This is a genomic window from Stutzerimonas stutzeri, assembly GCF_024448695.1.
GTDB lineage: Bacteria > Pseudomonadota > Gammaproteobacteria > Pseudomonadales > Pseudomonadaceae > Stutzerimonas > Stutzerimonas stutzeri_T.
Genome location: NZ_JAMOHY010000019.1, coordinates 40,737 through 56,209, shown reverse-complemented (window position 1 = coordinate 56,209; position 15,473 = coordinate 40,737). Strand labels below are relative to the sequence as shown.

At 59.9% G+C, this 15,473-nt stretch carries 11 protein-coding genes; 8 read left to right on the top strand and 3 right to left on the bottom strand.

The window, feature by feature from the left end; all coding sequences use genetic code 11:
- Positions 1 to 133: 133 nt before the first annotated feature.
- Together tal and dusA are read right to left on the bottom strand one after the other, a co-directional pair.
- Positions 134 to 1,060, bottom strand: a complete 927-nt coding sequence (gene tal, locus NAV32_RS13610; protein WP_256053334.1) for a transaldolase — start codon at positions 1,058 to 1,060, stop codon at positions 134 to 136.
- Positions 1,061 to 1,191: 131 nt separating this feature from the next.
- Positions 1,192 to 2,223, bottom strand: a complete 1,032-nt coding sequence (gene dusA / locus NAV32_RS13605; protein WP_256053333.1) for a tRNA dihydrouridine(20/20a) synthase DusA — start codon at positions 2,221 to 2,223, stop codon at positions 1,192 to 1,194.
- A gap of 394 nt (positions 2,224 to 2,617) precedes the next feature.
- Between dusA and mtnA the strand changes: the two genes are divergently transcribed.
- The 8 genes from mtnA to rpsA all read left to right on the top strand — a co-directional run bounded on the left by mtnA (position 2,618) and on the right by rpsA (position 14,927).
- Positions 2,618 to 3,694: an S-methyl-5-thioribose-1-phosphate isomerase gene (mtnA, locus tag NAV32_RS13600; protein ID WP_256053331.1), complete on the top strand. Its 1,077-nt coding sequence runs from the start codon at positions 2,618 to 2,620 to the stop codon at positions 3,692 to 3,694.
- A gap of 154 nt (positions 3,695 to 3,848) precedes the next feature.
- Positions 3,849 to 6,653 carry a DNA gyrase subunit A gene (gene gyrA / locus NAV32_RS13595; protein ID WP_256053330.1) on the top strand — a complete coding sequence of 935 codons (2,805 nt, stop codon included), beginning with the start codon at positions 3,849 to 3,851 and terminating at the stop codon, positions 6,651 to 6,653.
- Between the two features lie 130 nt (positions 6,654 to 6,783).
- Positions 6,784 to 7,869: a 3-phosphoserine/phosphohydroxythreonine transaminase gene (serC, locus tag NAV32_RS13590; protein ID WP_256053329.1), complete on the top strand. Its 1,086-nt coding sequence runs from the start codon at positions 6,784 to 6,786 to the stop codon at positions 7,867 to 7,869.
- On the top strand, positions 7,869 to 8,966 hold the full coding sequence (pheA, locus tag NAV32_RS13585; protein ID WP_256053328.1) for a prephenate dehydratase: 1,098 nt from the start codon (positions 7,869 to 7,871) through the stop codon (positions 8,964 to 8,966). Before serC ends, pheA begins: the two co-directional genes overlap by 1 nt.
- Before the next feature lie 75 nt (positions 8,967 to 9,041).
- Positions 9,042 to 10,151 carry a histidinol-phosphate transaminase gene (gene hisC / locus NAV32_RS13580; protein ID WP_256053327.1) on the top strand — a complete coding sequence of 370 codons (1,110 nt, stop codon included), beginning with the start codon at positions 9,042 to 9,044 and terminating at the stop codon, positions 10,149 to 10,151.
- Entirely contained in the window at positions 10,148 to 12,391 is a 2,244-nt protein-coding gene (locus NAV32_RS13575; RefSeq protein ID WP_256053326.1) for a bifunctional prephenate dehydrogenase/3-phosphoshikimate 1-carboxyvinyltransferase, read from the top strand. Before hisC ends, NAV32_RS13575 begins: the two co-directional genes overlap by 4 nt.
- Positions 12,388 to 13,074 (top strand): (d)CMP kinase, encoded by a 687-nt coding sequence (gene cmk, locus NAV32_RS13570; protein ID WP_256053325.1) that lies wholly within the window; start codon positions 12,388 to 12,390, stop codon positions 13,072 to 13,074. Before NAV32_RS13575 ends, cmk begins: the two co-directional genes overlap by 4 nt.
- 167 nt (positions 13,075 to 13,241) lie before the next feature.
- Positions 13,242 to 14,927 (top strand): 30S ribosomal protein S1, encoded by a 1,686-nt coding sequence (gene rpsA / locus NAV32_RS13565; RefSeq protein WP_256053324.1) that lies wholly within the window; start codon positions 13,242 to 13,244, stop codon positions 14,925 to 14,927.
- 92 nt (positions 14,928 to 15,019) lie between these two features.
- Here the strand turns inward: rpsA and NAV32_RS13560 are convergent, their stop codons facing one another.
- Positions 15,020 to 15,463, bottom strand: a complete 444-nt coding sequence (locus tag NAV32_RS13560) for a MarR family winged helix-turn-helix transcriptional regulator (protein WP_256053323.1) — start codon at positions 15,461 to 15,463, stop codon at positions 15,020 to 15,022.
- Between the last annotated feature and the right edge of the window lie 10 nt (positions 15,464 to 15,473).

The following is a 15,473-nucleotide window of genomic DNA, read 5'->3' as shown; positions in this document are numbered from 1 at the left end:
CCACTAAACTGCGCTTGATTCGCTGCGCTCACCCTCGGCCAGCCTGCGGCTGTTACTTCGCTGTGCTACGTTTCTCGCCTGTTTTTGCCTTGTCTTGCCTGCCTCGCCTACGTTTTTCAACGGCCTGCTGTCATCAGCGTTTGGCCTGTAGCAGGGCTTCCAGCTTTTCCTGATCTCGCGCGAACTGGCGAATCCCCTCGGCCAGTTTTTCCGTCGCCATGGCATCTTCATTCAGGCCCCAGCGGAACGCCTTTTCATCCATGTCCAGACGTGGCTCGGATGCGCGGCCCGGCTCCAGTCGACGCTCCAGCAGGCCTTCTGCCTGGGCCAGCTGGCTAAGCAAATCGGGACTGATGGTCAGGCGATCACAGCCTGCCAGCGCCTCGATCTGGCCGATGTTGCGAAAGCTCGCACCCATCACCACTGTCTTGTAACCGTGGGCCTTGTAGTAGTCATAGATGCGGCTCACCGACTGCACACCAGGATCTTCAGTGCCTTGGTAGTCGCGGCCTTCGTGCTTCTTGTACCAGTCGTAGATGCGTCCCACGAAAGGTGAAATCAGGAATACGCCAGCTTCTGCGCAGGCGACGGCCTGAGTGAAGGAAAACAGCAGCGTCAGGTTGGTCTGGATACCGGCCTTTTCCAGCTGCTCGCCTGCGCGGATGCCTTCCCAGGTCGACGCCAGTTTGATCAGCACGCGCTCGCGGGATACGCCAGCCTGCTCATAAAGAGCGATCAGACGTTCGCCGCGCTGCACCATCGCCTGGGTGTCGAAGGAAAGCCGTGCATCGACCTCCGTCGAGATGCGTCCGGGAATCAGCTTGAGAATTTCGCCGCCGACCGCTACCGCAAAGAGGTCGCAACCCAGTCCGATATCACCGCCGCAGCGTGACATTGCTGCCTGCAGATGGTCGGCGTAGCGGGGCAGGGCGGCGGCCTTGAGCAGCAGCGACGGGTTGGTGGTGGCATCTACCGGTTGCAGGTTGGCGATGGCATCGATATCGCCGGTATCCGCGACGACAGTGGTGAACTGCTTGAGTTGTTCGAGCTTGGATGTCATGTGGGCGCTCTGTCTTTTGAATGTCATGACCCAACTCCGCTGCTGACAAGCAAGGGGCCGGGCGGGCATCAATTGGATCGGAAAGGTTCCCGCGTGTTCCTTCTTCAGTTACGCATGTTTTGTGACGCCTGTTAGCGTCCTTCCAGCAGGCTACCCGCCTGATCAAGCAGCGCCAGCGGATCTTTGCACTTATGGATATCAACCGAAAGCAATTGCCGGAAACGCCGCGCACCCGGGAAACCCTGACCCAGCCCGAGCATGTGTCGAGTAATGTGGTGCATTGCGCCGCCGGCTTGCAGGTGCTGCTGAATATAAGGCCGCATCCGGGCCAGCGCCTCTGCGCGGCTGATGATCGGCTCGGTGCTGCCGAACAGCCGGGCGTCCACCTGGGCCAGCAGATAGGGGTTGTGATAAGCCTCGCGACCGAGCATCACGCCATCGAAGCGCTGTAGGTGGGCCTCGCACTCGTCCAGGGTCTTGATACCGCCATTGAGGATGATCTCCAAATGCGGAAAATCCTCCTTCAATTGTGCAGCGATTTCGTAACGCAAGGGCGGTACATCACGATTTTCCTTGGGGGACAGGCCTTCGAGAATGGCGATTCGTGCATGTACGGTAAAACTGCGGCAACCAGCCTCGGCTACCTGGCCGACAAAATCACACAGCTCGGCGTAACTGTCGCGTCCATTGATACCGATGCGGTGCTTGACCGTCACTTCGATTCCCACCGTATCGCGCATGGCCTTCACGCAATCGGCTACCAACGCCGGATGTGCCATCAGACAGGCGCCGATCATGTTGTTCTGCACGCGGTCGCTGGGGCAGCCGACATTCAGATTCACCTCATCGTAGCCGGCGGTCTCGGCCATCTTCGCGCAGGCTGCAAGGTCAGTCGGCACACTGCCGCCGAGCTGCAAAGCCAGCGGATGTTCGACTTCGTCGTGGCCCAGATAGCGCGCCGCATCGCCATGCATCAGCGCGCCAGTGGTGACCATCTCGGTATAGAGCAGGGCGTGGCGAGAAAGCTGGCGCAGGAAGAAGCGGCAATGCCTGTCCGTCCAATCCATCATGGGCGCGACGCTGAAGCGGCGGCTCAGCTCAGGGCGCGGGATTGCCGGCTGTGAGGCTTGTGGCGTGGGGGCTCCGGCATCGCGGGCTGCCATGGTGTTAGCGAGTGCGGTCATTCGGGCGTTGCGATCCGATGTCGTAGAGGTAAAAGGTGAGGATGAGTTTACCGGGTTCGATTCGTGTTGGGTCTATCACACGGACCGTTAGCGGCTCGGGAGCACTCGCCGGTTTATCCTGACCAGGTGCGGTTCGCCTTTGGCAGTGCTGAGGTGGCTGCTTAATGCTGGCTTTCCTTGTGCCCGGAAAATCAGTCGATTAGGATTCGCCGCCTGTCTGGCGTGTGAATCTCGAGTCACGCGCCCTCATTTCTCGAAATGCACAAGCCCGGCTCGCAAATGGTCGGGCTTTTCTGTGCGGTTCGCATATTCCAGGCGGCTGGCCGCTTCCACTCCCGATCGTCAGGACGCCATTTTGAAAAGAAGTCTGGTCATGCGCGAGCGTTTGCTGAGCGCCGAAAAGGTGAAAGCCATCGAATGGCGTGACGGGCAGTTGAGCCTGATCGATCAGCGTCGGTTGCCGCTGGCCGAGGTGTGGCGCCACTGTGATTGCGCAGCAGCTGTTGCAACCGCCATTGATGAGGGCGTGGTGCGTGGTGCGGCGGCAATTGGAATCAGTGCCGCCTATGGGCTGGTTCTGGGCTTGCGCGCGCGGCTTGCCGAAAGCAGCGATTGGCGTGCGGCGCTGGAAGAGGATTTCCAGATGCTGGCTGCTGTGTGCCCGGCGGCGGTCGGTCCCAGTGGTGCGCTGAGTCGGATGCGCGAGCGACTGGAACGCCTCAAGCCCGGCGAAGATCCTTATGCCGTCGCCGAGGAGCAAGCAGCATCCATACTGGCCAGTGATCGTGAAATCAACCTTGGCATGGCTCAATTGGGTGTCGAATATATCCGCAGCCACCAGGGCAACCTGCAGAACCTGCTGACCCATTGCAGCAGCGGTGCGTTGAGCACGGGTGGGTTCGGCACGGCGCTTGGCGTGATTCGTGCCGCGCATCTGGAAGGGCTGGTCGAGCGTGTCTATGTCGATGAAACCAGGCCAGGCCTGCAGGGTGCCCGTTTGGCGGCCTGGGAGCTGGATGCCGAGGGTGTGCCGGTGACGTTGAATGTCGATTCCTGCGCGGCACATCTGATGAAGACCCGCGGCATCACCTGGGTCATTGTCCGGGCGGAGCGGATCGCTGCCAATGGCGACATCCTCGGCAGGATCGGAACCTATCAGCTGTCCGTTCTCGCCATGCATCACGGGACGCGCTTTATGGTGGTGGCGCCGAGCATGGTCATCGACCTGGCGCTGGAAAGCGGGGAGGACATTGTTATTGATGAGCAGGTCGGCAGTGAGTTGCTGACGCTCAACGGCCAGCGTTTCGCTGCGGATGTCGAGGCGTTCAACCCAGCCTTCGACGTGACGCCAGCCGATCTGATCGATGTGATCGTGACTGAAAAAGGCATCGTCGAACGTCCCAATGCGGCGAAGATCGAGGCGTTGATGAGTCGTAAGCGGCTGCATTAGCAGGCAAGAAGACAGGCAGGCAGCTGGAAGGCTTTACGACGAGCATTGGTGGGACTTTCTTCGCAAGGTCTCCAGTCTCCAGCGGCTTGCCACCTTGTGATAACATTCCGCGCTTAATCGCAGGACCCTGCTGACTATAAGGAACCAGGCTTCCATGGGCGAACTGGCCAAAGAAATCCTCCCGGTCAATATCGAAGACGAACTCAAGCAGTCCTACCTCGACTACGCCATGAGCGTAATTGTCGGACGGGCGCTGCCGGATGCACGAGACGGCTTGAAGCCCGTGCACCGCCGTGTGCTTTTTGCCATGAGCGAGCTGGGTAACGACTGGAACAAGCCGTACAAGAAATCGGCCCGTGTGGTCGGTGACGTGATCGGTAAGTATCACCCTCACGGCGACTCGGCGGTGTATGACACCATCGTGCGGATGGCTCAGCCGTTCTCGCTGCGCTACCTGCTGGTCGATGGCCAGGGTAACTTTGGTTCGGTGGACGGCGACAGCGCCGCAGCCATGCGTTACACCGAAGTGCGCATGGCCAAGCTGGCTCACGAGCTGCTGGCCGACCTGCACAAGGAAACCGTGGACTGGGTGCCGAACTACGACGGCACCGAGCAGATTCCGGCGGTCATGCCGACCAAGATCCCGAACCTGCTAGTCAACGGTTCCAGCGGTATCGCAGTGGGCATGGCAACCAACATTCCGCCGCACAACCTGGGTGAAGTCATCGATGGTTGCCTGGCGCTGATTGCCAATCCGGATATCACCATCGACGAGTTGATGGCTTATATTCCCGGTCCGGATTTCCCTACCGCAGGCATCATCAATGGCCGTGCGGGTGTCATCGAGGCGTACCGCACCGGTCGTGGCCGCATCTATATGCGCGCCCGCTCAACCATCGAAGATATCGACAAGGTGGGTGGTCGCCAGCAAATTGTCATCACCGAACTGCCGTATCAGTTGAACAAGGCGCGGCTGATCGAGAAGATCGCCGAGCTGGTGAAAGAGAAGAAGCTCGAGGGCATCACCGAGCTGCGCGATGAGTCCGACAAGGACGGCATGCGTGTCGTTATTGAACTGCGCCGCGGCGAAGTGCCGGAAGTCATCCTCAACAATCTTTATGCCCAGACCCAGCTGCAGAGCGTGTTTGGCATCAACGTGGTGGCGCTGGTCGATGGCCAGCCGCGTACGCTGAACCTCAAGGAGCTGCTGGAAGCCTTCGTTCGTCACCGCCGTGAAGTGGTCACCCGGCGCACGGTGTTCGAGCTTCGCAAGGCGCGTGAGCGCGGCCATATCCTTGAAGGTCAGGCGGTTGCACTGTCCAACATTGACCCGGTTATCGCCCTGATCAAGGCCTCGCCGACACCGGCTGACGCCAAGGACGCGCTGATCGCCACGGCTTGGGAGTCCAGCGCGGTTGAGGCGATGGTTGAACGTACGGGTGCCGATACCTGCCGTCCAGAGGACCTTGATCCGCAGTATGGATTGCGCGACGGCCGCTACCATCTGTCGCCGGATCAGGCCCAGGCCATTCTCGATCTGCGCCTGCATCGCCTGACCGGTCTGGAGCACGAGAAGCTGCTGAGCGAGTATCAGGAAATCCTGACCCAGATCGGTGAGCTGATTCGTATCCTGACCAACCCCGTGCGCCTGATGGAAGTCATCTGCGAGGAACTGGAAAGTGTCAAGGCCGAGTTCGGCGATGCGCGTCGCACCGAGATTCTCGAAGCGCGCCTGGATCTGACGCTGGCCGACCTGATCACCGAAGAAGAGCGTGTTGTCACGATTTCCCACGGTGGCTACGCCAAGTCACAACCTCTGGCGGCCTATCAGGCGCAACGTCGGGGTGGTCGCGGCAAGGCGGCAACCGGTGTCAAGGAAGAGGATTACGTTGAGCATCTGTTGGTCGCCAACAGCCACGCCACGCTGTTGCTGTTTTCCAGCAAGGGCAAGGTCTACTGGCTCAAGACCTACGAAATCCCCGAGGCCTCGCGCACTTCGCGCGGTCGTCCGCTGGTAAATCTGCTGCCGCTCGATGACGGCGAAAGCATCACCGCGATGCTGCAGATCGACATCGAGGCGGCGCGTCAGCAGCTGCACGAGGACGAGGATGTCGAAGATGCGGAAATCATCAGCGAGAGTGAAGAGGCGGAAGAGTCCCTTGATGGCGAGGAGGCCGACGAGTCGGTGGACGAGCCGACTGGCACCTATATCTTCATGGCGACCGCTAAGGGCACCGTGAAAAAGACGCCGCTGTCGCAGTTCAGTCGTCCGCGCAGCGTCGGACTGATCGCGCTCGGTCTGGAAGAAGGCGACACCCTGATTGCCGCAGCGATTACCGATGGTGCCCGTGAAGTCATGCTGTTCTCCGATGGCGGCAAGGTCATCCGCTTCAAGGAAAAACACGTGCGCACCATGGGCCGTACCGCACGCGGTGTGCGTGGCATGCGCTTGCCGGAAGGTCAGCGCCTGATCTCCATGCTGATCCCGGAGCCCGACGCGCAGATTCTCACCGCCAGCCTCAACGGCTACGGCAAGCGCACGGTGATCGACGAATTCCCGCGCCGTGGTCGTGGTGGTCAGGGCGTGATCGCCATGGTCACCAGCGAGCGCAACGGGCCGCTGGTCGGCGCGGTGCAGGTACAGTCTGGCGAGGAAATCATGCTGATTTCCGACCAGGGCACGCTGGTGCGCACCCGCGTCGATGAAGTGTCATCGCTGGGTCGAAATACCCAGGGTGTGACGCTGATCAAGCTGGCCAAGAATGAGCATCTGGTCAGTCTTGAGCGTGTTCAGGAGCCTTCCGAAGAGGAGGTGCTTGAAGACATCGAGGCCAGCCTGGATGACGAGTCGCTGGAAAAGGAAATGCCTGTCGTCAGTATCGAACCCGGTGAAGACGAACTGCTTGGTGGTGGTGGCGATGTGCCCCCCGATGTAGTGCCGACCGACGACGAGAACTGATCCGATCAGAATGCGAGGCCTCCGGGCCTCGCCTTGCACTCCAGCACAGAAAGTATTGCAAGCGCCGGCCCTTGGCATTCAGACGGCGGGCCGAGCGAACATGGTATCGACCGTTTTTGAGAGAACGAAGATGAGCAAACGCGCCTTTAACTTCTGCGCCGGCCCGGCCGCGCTGCCCGAAGCGGTGCTGCAACGCGCCCAGGCTGAACTGCTGGACTGGCAGGGTCGTGGTCTGTCGGTGATGGAGATGAGTCATCGCAGTGATGCTTATGTCGCGATAGCCGAGAAGGCCGAACAGGACCTGCGCGATCTGCTGGCCATTCCATCGAACTATAAGGTGCTGTTCCTCCAGGGTGGCGCGAGCCAGCAGTTCGCCGAAATTCCGCTGAATCTGCTGCCTGAAGATGGCATTGCCGATTACGTCGACACCGGCATCTGGTCGCGCAAGAGCATCGAAGAAGCGCGTCGCTTCGGTAACGTCAACCTGGCCGCCAGCGCCAAGGCTTACGACTACTTTGCCATTCCCGGGCAGAATGAGTGGCAACTGAGCGACAACGCCGCCTACCTGCATTACGCCAGCAACGAAACCATCGGCGGACTGCAATTCGATTGGGTACCGGAGCTGGGCGATACGCCGCTGGTGGTGGACATGTCTTCCGACATTCTTTCGCGCCCCATCGATGTTTCGCGGTTCGGCCTGATCTACGCCGGTGCTCAGAAGAACATCGGCCCGTCCGGTCTGGTGGTGGTGATTGTCCGTGAGGATCTGCTCGGCGAGGCCCGCTCCACCTGCCCGACCATGCTTGATTACAAGATCGCTGCCGACAACGGCTCGATGTACAACACGCCGGCGACGTTCTCCTGGTATTTGTCGGGGCTGGTCTTCGAGTGGCTCAAGGAGCAGGGCGGTGTCGAGGCCATGGAGCAGCGCAACCGGGCCAAGAAGGAGCTCCTTTACGGGGTCATCGACGCCAGCGACTTTTATTCCAACCCGATCTCCGAGAACGCACGTTCCTGGATGAACGTACCGTTCCGTCTGGCCGATGAGCGTCTGGACAAGGCCTTCCTGACCGGTGCCGATGCACGCGGCCTGCTCAACCTGAAAGGCCATCGTTCGGTCGGTGGCATGCGTGCCTCCATTTACAACGCCGTGGGTTTGGATGCCGTCGAAGCGCTGGTGGCCTATATGGCGGAATTCGAGAAGGAGCACGGCTGATGAGTGATGCCGACCAGCTCAAGGCTCTGCGCGTACGCATCGACAATCTGGATGAGAGAATTCTTGACCTGATCAGCGAGCGCGCGCGTTGCGCCCAGGAAGTGGCGCGGGTCAAAACCGCGTCACTGGCCGAAGGCGAGGAGGCGGTATTCTACCGGCCCGAGCGTGAAGCCTGGGTGCTCAAGCACATCATGGAGCTGAACAAGGGGCCGCTGGACAATGAGGAAGTGGCGCGCCTGTTCCGCGAAATCATGTCTTCCTGCCTGGCCCTGGAGCAGCCGCTGCGGGTTGCCTACCTCGGCCCGGAAGGCACCTTCTCGCAGGCGGCAGCCCTCAAGCATTTCGGTCACTCGGTCGTCAGCAAGCCCATGGCAGCCATCGACGAGGTCTTCCGCGAAGTGGTGGCCGGTGCGGTGAATTTCGGCGTGGTGCCGGTGGAGAACTCCACCGAGGGCGCGGTCAACCACACGCTGGACAGTTTCCTCGAACACGACATCGTCATCTGTGGCGAAGTCGAGTTGCGTATCCACCATCATCTGTTAGTGGGGGAGACGACCAAGACCGACCGTATCACCCGCATCTATTCCCATGCGCAATCGCTGGCCCAGTGCCGCAAGTGGCTCGATGCGCATTACCCGAATGTCGAGCGCGTAGCGGTATCGAGCAATGCCGACGCCGCCCGGCGGGTCAAAAGCGAATGGAACTCGGCGGCCATCGCCGGCGACATGGCTGCGCAGCTCTATGGGCTGACCCGCCTTGCCGAGAAGATCGAGGATCGCCCGGACAACTCCACGCGCTTCTTCATCATTGGCAGCCAGGAAGTGCCTCCGACCGGCGACGACAAGACTTCGATCATCGTCTCCATGCGCAACAAGCCGGGAGCGCTGCACGAGCTGCTGATGCCGTTCCATGCCAACGGCATCGACCTGACGCGGATCGAAACCCGGCCTTCTCGCAGTGGCAAGTGGACCTACGTGTTCTTTATCGACTGCATTGGCCACCACCAGGACCCGCTGATCAAGGATGTGCTGGAAAAGATCGGCCACGAAGCCGTGGCGCTGAAAGTGCTGGGCTCGTATCCCAAGGCGGTACTTTAAAAGCAGCCGCAAGCTGAAAGCCCCAAGTTTTGATGTGGGTTTTTGCTTGCGGCTTGAAGCTTGAGGCTTGTAGCTATGTCCCGTGATTTCCTTGCCCTGGCCGTGCCGGGCGTTCAGAAACTGTCCCCCTACGTCACCGGCAAGCCGATTGATGAGCTGGCGCGTGAGCTGGGCATCGATCCTGCGAAGATCGTCAAACTGGCCAGTAACGAGAATCCGCTGGGTCCCAATCCCCGCGTGCTGGAGGCGATTGCCGCCGAGTTGCCCGAACTGAGCCGTTATCCCGACGGCAGCGGCTTTCAGCTCAAGGCGAAACTGGCTGAGCGTTTCGGTCTCAAGCCCGAGCAGATCACCTTGGGCAACGGCTCCAACGATATCATCGATCTCGTTGCACGCTGCTGGCTGGCGCCGGGTCGCAATGCGGTGTTCAGCGCCCATGCCTTTGCCGCTTATCCGATCTGTACCCAGGCGGTAGGGGCCGAGAGTCGGGTGGTGCCGGCCATTGATTACGGTTATGACCTGAGCGGCATGCTTGCAGCCATTGACGAGCAGACCGGAGTGATCTTCATTGCCAACCCGAACAACCCCACCGGTACCTGGGTTGGAGGGCAGGCATTGGAGGCTTTTCTGGACCGCGTTCCGGAACACGTGCTGGTGGTGCTGGACGAAGCCTATATCGAGTTTGCCGAGGAAGGTGAGCTGCCCAACGGCCTGAATTACCTGGATCGTTATCCCAATCTGCTGGTCTCACGCACGCTGTGCAAGGCCTACGGTCTGGCCGGTCTGCGGGTCGGCTACTGCGCGTCTTCGCCACAGATTGCCGATGTGCTCAATCGGGTTCGCCAGCCGTTCAACGTCAACAGCCTTGCCCTGGTGGCGGCTTGTGTGGCGCTGGATGATGAGCAGTATCTGTCCGAAGGACGGCGGCTAAACCGCGCCGGGATGCTGCAGCTGGAAAGTGGCTTGCGCGAGCTCGGCCTGAAATGGATTCCTTCACGGGGTAATTTTCTGGCGGTTGATCTGGGCCGCGATGCCGCACCGATCAACACAGGCCTGCTGCGTGAAGGTGTGATCGTTCGCCCCATTGCCGGTTATGACATGCCGACTTTCCTGCGGGTTTCCATCGGCACCGAACAGGAAAATACCCGCTTTCTAGAGGCTCTGCGCGTAGTGCTCGATCAGTGACCCAAAGCATCAGAGAGCAACAGCAGGCACCTCGCGTAGAGCGCTTGGTGGTGATCGGTCTCGGCCTGATTGGCGGCTCATTCGCCAAGGGTTTGCGTGAGCAGGGGCTGTGCAATGAAGTGGTGGGCTTCGATCCCAATGCCGACAGTCGGCAGCTGGCTGTAGAGCTGGGCGTGGTCGATCGTTGTACCGAGACGCTGGAAGAAGCATGTCGTGATGCCAGTGTGATTCAGCTGGCCGCGCCGATCCTGGCGATGGAAAAATTGCTGGAGCAGCTGTCGCAACTGGAACTGGGGGATGCGGTGCTTACCGATGTCGGCAGCGCCAAGGGCAATCTGGTGCGTTGCGCGACGCGAGTGTTCGGCACCATGCCGGCGCGCTTCGTACCTGGTCATCCCATCGCGGGTTCCGAGCGCAGTGGCATCACCGCTGCAGATGCTTCACTGTTCCAGCGGCACAAGGTGATCCTGACGCCGGTAGCCGGTACCGATCCGCAAGCACTTGCGCTGGTCGACCGACTATGGAGTGCGCTGGGTGCCGATGTCGAGCATATGGACGTCGCCCATCATGACGAGGTGCTTGCGGCCACCAGTCATCTGCCGCACCTGCTGGCTTTCGGGCTGGTGGATTCGCTGGCCAAGCGTCATGAGAATCTGGAAATCTTTCGCTATGCTGCCGGCGGTTTCCGCGATTTCACCCGCATAGCGGGCAGCGATCCGGTGATGTGGCACGACATCTTTCTGGCCAATCGTGAAGCAGTGCTGGCCACCCTGGATGATTTTCGTACCGACCTCGACGCCCTGCGCGCCGCGGTCGATGAAGGAGACGGGCATACACTGCTGGGCGTATTCACGCGCGCCAGGGCTGCCCGGGAACATTTCAGCAAAATACTGGCTCGCAGAGCCTATGTGGACGTTATGCATTCCAATGACCTGATCTTCCTCGCCAACCCTGGCGGCAGCCTGACTGGCCAGTTGCGTGTACCAGGCGACAAATCCATTTCCCACCGTTCGATCATGCTCGGCTCGCTGGCCGAAGGCACCACCGAGGTCGAGGGCTTTCTCGAAGGCGAAGACGCACTGGCTACCATCCAGGCGTTTCGCGACATGGGTGTGGTCATCGAAGGGCCGCACCAGGGCCGCGTGACTGTGCATGGCGTCGGCCTGCATGGCCTGCAGGCGCCGCCCGGTCCGATCTACCTGGGCAACTCCGGCACCTCGATGCGTCTGCTGGCCGGTTTGCTCGCTGCTCAGTCATTCGATACCACGTTGACCGGCGACGCCTCGCTCTCCAAGCGACCGATGAATCGCGTTGCCAGCCCCCTGCGCCAAATGGGCGCGGTGATTGAAACTGCTGCCGAGGGGCGTCCTCCGCTGACCATTCGTGGCGGCCAGAAGTTGTCCGGCATGCACTACGACATGCCCATGGCCAGTGCCCAGGTCAAATCCTGCCTGCTACTCGCCGGTCTCTATGCCGAAGGCCAGACCTCGGTGACAGAGCCTGCACCCACCCGTGACCATACCGAGCGGATGCTGCAGGGCTTCGGTTATCCGGTTCTGGTTAAGGGCAGCACTGCAACTGTCGAGCCGGGCCACACACTGAGCGCCACACAGATCGAAGTGCCGGCTGATATCTCGTCCGCCGCTTTCTTCATGGTCGCAGCCAGTATTGCAGAAGGTTCGGATGTGACCCTGGAGCACGTGGGTATCAACCCGACGCGCACCGGCGTGATCGATATCCTCAAGCTGATGGGCGCCAACATTGAACTGTCCAATCAGCGTGAGGTAGGCGGTGAGCCGGTGGCCGACATTCGTGTGCGGGCCGCGCAACTCAAGGGCATCGAAATTCCCGAAGCGCTGGTGCCGCTGGCCATCGACGAATTCCCGGTGCTCTTTATCGCCGCCGCTTGCGCCGAAGGTCGCACTTTACTGCGTGGTGCCGAGGAACTGCGGGTCAAGGAGTCGGATCGTATTCAGGTCATGGCGGACGGGCTACAGACGTTGGGCGTCAAGGCCGAACCAACGCCCGACGGCATCCTGATCGAAGGCGGCCCGATAGGCGGTGGAGAAGTCTGGGCCCACGGCGATCATCGTATCGCCATGTCTTTCAGCGTCGCAGCACTGCGCGCCGGTGCGTCGATCCGCATTCATGATTGCGCCAATGTCGCGACCTCGTTCCCCAATTTCCTGGCGTTGGCCGAGCGGGCTGGTATGCGTGTTTCCGTGGAGGAGGCTTCATGATCCGACAGATTCCGGTCATTACCATCGACGGCCCTAGCGGCTCCGGCAAGGGCACCATTGCGGCGTTGCTCGCCGGCAAGCTGGGCTGGAATTTTCTTGATTCTGGCGCCCTGTATCGTTTGCTTGCCTTCGCTGCCCGCAACCACGGCGTCGACCTGACCAACGAAGAAGCCCTCAAGGCGCTGGCCGCCCATCTGGATGTGCAGTTCGGTGCGGCGAAGGCGGGGCACGGTATGCGCATTGTGCTCGAAGGCGAAGACGTTACCGAGGCCATCCGCAACGAGGTTGTCGGCGCTGGGGCCTCACAGGTTGCAGCCCTGCCGGTGGTGCGTGAAGCCCTGTTACAGCGGCAGAAGGCTTTTCGCGAAGCACCGGGGCTGGTTGCCGATGGTCGGGACATGGGAACAGTGGTTTTCCCCGATGCTACGCTGAAAATATTCCTTACGGCCAGCGCCGAGGAAAGGGCTCGTAGACGCTACCTGCAGTTGAAGGCTAAGGGGGATGATGTTAACCTTGCGAGTCTTCTCGACGAGATACGGGCACGTGATGAGCGTGATACCCAACGTACAGTGGCTCCGCTGAAGCCGGCAGACGATGCCATACAGCTGGATTCCACTGCATTGTCCATCGAGCAGGTATTGGGACAGATTCTGGGCGAAGTCGAGAAGCACGATTTTGCCTGATGGACGGGCGCCGAAAGGCGACTCAGCGGCCTGAATCAGGACCGTTAACAAGGAGGCATGTGGGAGACCAGATCCAGTCCCGCAGGCCTTTTTTTATATGAATGAACCCACGTTATCTGGGGCGTGGAGATTGGGCGGATTCTCGTCCGAAAACAGCAGGAATAAACATGAGCGAAAGCTTTGCAGAACTTTTTGAAGAAAGCCTGAAATCCCTCGACATGCAGCCGGGCGCCATCATCACCGGCATCGTGGTCGACATCGATGGTGACTGGGTCACTGTCCATGCCGGTCTGAAATCCGAGGGCGTCATCCCGGTCGAGCAGTTCTACAACGAGCAGGGCGAGCTGACCATCAGCGTGGGTGACGAAGTTCACGTTGCGCTGGACGCGGTTGAAGATGGCTTCGGTGAAACCAAGCTGTCCCGCGAAAAAGCCAAGCGTGCCGAGTGCTGGATTGTTCTGGAAGCGGCTTTCGCAGCTGAGGAAGTGGTCAAGGGCGTTATCAACGGTAAGGTTAAGGGCGGCTTCACTGTCGACGTTAACGGCATCCGTGCGTTCCTGCCAGGTTCCTTGGTCGATGTCCGTCCGGTGCGTGATACCACTCACCTGGAAGGCAAAGAACTCGAGTTCAAGGTCATCAAGCTGGACCAGAAGCGCAACAACGTTGTCGTTTCCCGTCGTAGCGTCCTGGAAGCTGAAAACAGCGCTGAGCGTGAAGCTCTGCTGGAATCGCTGCAGGAAGGCCAGCAGGTCAAGGGTATCGTCAAGAACCTCACCGACTACGGCGCGTTCGTGGATCTGGGTGGCGTCGACGGCCTGCTGCACATCACCGACATGGCCTGGAAGCGCATCAAGCATCCTTCCGAGATCGTCAACGTTGGCGACGAGATCGACGTCAAAGTGCTGAAGTTCGACCGCGAGCGCAACCGCGTCTCCCTGGGTCTGAAGCAACTGGGCGAAGACCCATGGGTTGCTATCAAGGCTCGTTACCCAGAGAACACTCGCGTTGTTGCCAAGGTCACCAACCTGACCGATTACGGCTGCTTCGCCGAGCTGGAAGAGGGCGTTGAAGGCCTGGTGCACGTTTCCGAAATGGACTGGACCAACAAGAACATTCACCCGTCGAAGGTCGTACAGGTCGGCGACGAAGTGGAAGTCATGGTTCTGGACATCGACGAAGAGCGTCGTCGTATTTCCCTGGGTATCAAGCAGTGCAAGACCAACCCATGGGAAGACTTCTCGGGTCAGTTCAACAAGGGCGACCGCATCTCCGGCACCATCAAGTCGATCACCGATTTCGGTATCTTCATTGGTCTGGACGGTGGCATCGACGGCCTGGTTCACCTGTCCGACATCTCCTGGAACGAAGTTGGTGAAGAAGCCGTTCGCCGCTTCAAGAAAGGCGACGAGCTGGACACCGTCATCCTGTCGGTCGATCCGGAGCGTGAGCGCATCTCCCTGGGCATCAAGCAGCTGGAAGACGATCCGTTCTCCAACTACGCCGCCGTCAATGACAAGGGCAGCATCGTTCGTGGCATCGTGAAAGAAGTTGACGCCAAAGGCGCCATCATCGATCTGGGCAACGATATCGAAGCGACCCTGAAAGCCTCCGAAATCAGCCGTGACCGCGTTGAAGATGCGCGCAACGTGCTGAAAGAAGGCGAAGAAGTCGAAGCCAAGATCATCAGCATCGACCGCAAGAGCCGCGTCATCAGCCTGTCCATCAAGTCGAAAGACGTTGAAGACGAGAAAGACGCGATGAAGGAACTGCGTACCAAGCAGGACGTAGAACCTTCCGCCGGCCCGACCACCATTGGTGATCTGATCCGCGCGCAGATGGAAAACCAGAACTAAGTTCTGACTCCATCGTTAAAAAAGGGCGACTTCGGTCGCCCTTTTTTGTTCCCGTGATTTCTGCAACTCTGCGCTTGTCGTTACCCGGACCTTCAGTGACGGTTGGCGCTGCCTGCCAGCGCCTGGTTGACAGCCAGCCAGCCTGTTACGGCATCTTCTCCCGTCTCATTGAAGGCACGTTCGAGCAGGCGTACCTGCTCGCGCCGCAAAGCCTGTTCGAGTTTTGCTCCCTCTGTACTGAACCGCAGCATGCGTTTGCGCTTGTCGTCTTCGGCAGTCAGGCTTTCCACCAGACCCATTTCGATAAGTTGACGCAGCGGGATATTCAGAGCCTGTTTGCTGACGCCAAGATAGCCGAGCAGTTGCTTGATGCTCAGGTCCGGATAGCTGGCGATGAAGAACAGGATGCGGTGGTGGACCCGAGATAATCCGCGTCTTGCCAGCATCTCGTCGGGCTTGGCAGTGAATGCCTGATAGCCGAGGAAGAAGCGTTCCATGATCTGGCGCTGAACACCGCTTTTTTTTAGGTCATGCATATTGACGTAT

Bases quoted from the DNA above. Each gene is read 5' to 3' on its own strand.
- dusA (WP_256053333.1), bottom strand. From the start codon at position 2,223: ATGGCAGCCCGCGATGCCGGAGCCCCCACGCCACAAGCCTCACAGCCG.
- hisC (WP_256053327.1), top strand. From the start codon at position 9,042: ATGTCCCGTGATTTCCTTGCCCTGGCCGTGCCGGGCGTTCAGAAACTG.
- tal (WP_256053334.1), bottom strand. From the start codon at position 1,060: ATGACATCCAAGCTCGAACAACTCAAGCAGTTCACCACTGTCGTCGCG.
- NAV32_RS13560 (WP_256053323.1), bottom strand. From the start codon at position 15,463: ATGCATGACCTAAAAAAAAGCGGTGTTCAGCGCCAGATCATGGAACGC.
- gyrA (WP_256053330.1), top strand. From the start codon at position 3,849: ATGGGCGAACTGGCCAAAGAAATCCTCCCGGTCAATATCGAAGACGAA.
- pheA (WP_256053328.1), top strand. From the start codon at position 7,869: ATGAGTGATGCCGACCAGCTCAAGGCTCTGCGCGTACGCATCGACAAT.
- serC (WP_256053329.1), top strand. From the start codon at position 6,784: ATGAGCAAACGCGCCTTTAACTTCTGCGCCGGCCCGGCCGCGCTGCCC.
- mtnA (WP_256053331.1), top strand. From the start codon at position 2,618: ATGCGCGAGCGTTTGCTGAGCGCCGAAAAGGTGAAAGCCATCGAATGG.
- rpsA (WP_256053324.1), top strand. From the start codon at position 13,242: ATGAGCGAAAGCTTTGCAGAACTTTTTGAAGAAAGCCTGAAATCCCTC.
- cmk (WP_256053325.1), top strand. From the start codon at position 12,388: ATGATCCGACAGATTCCGGTCATTACCATCGACGGCCCTAGCGGCTCC.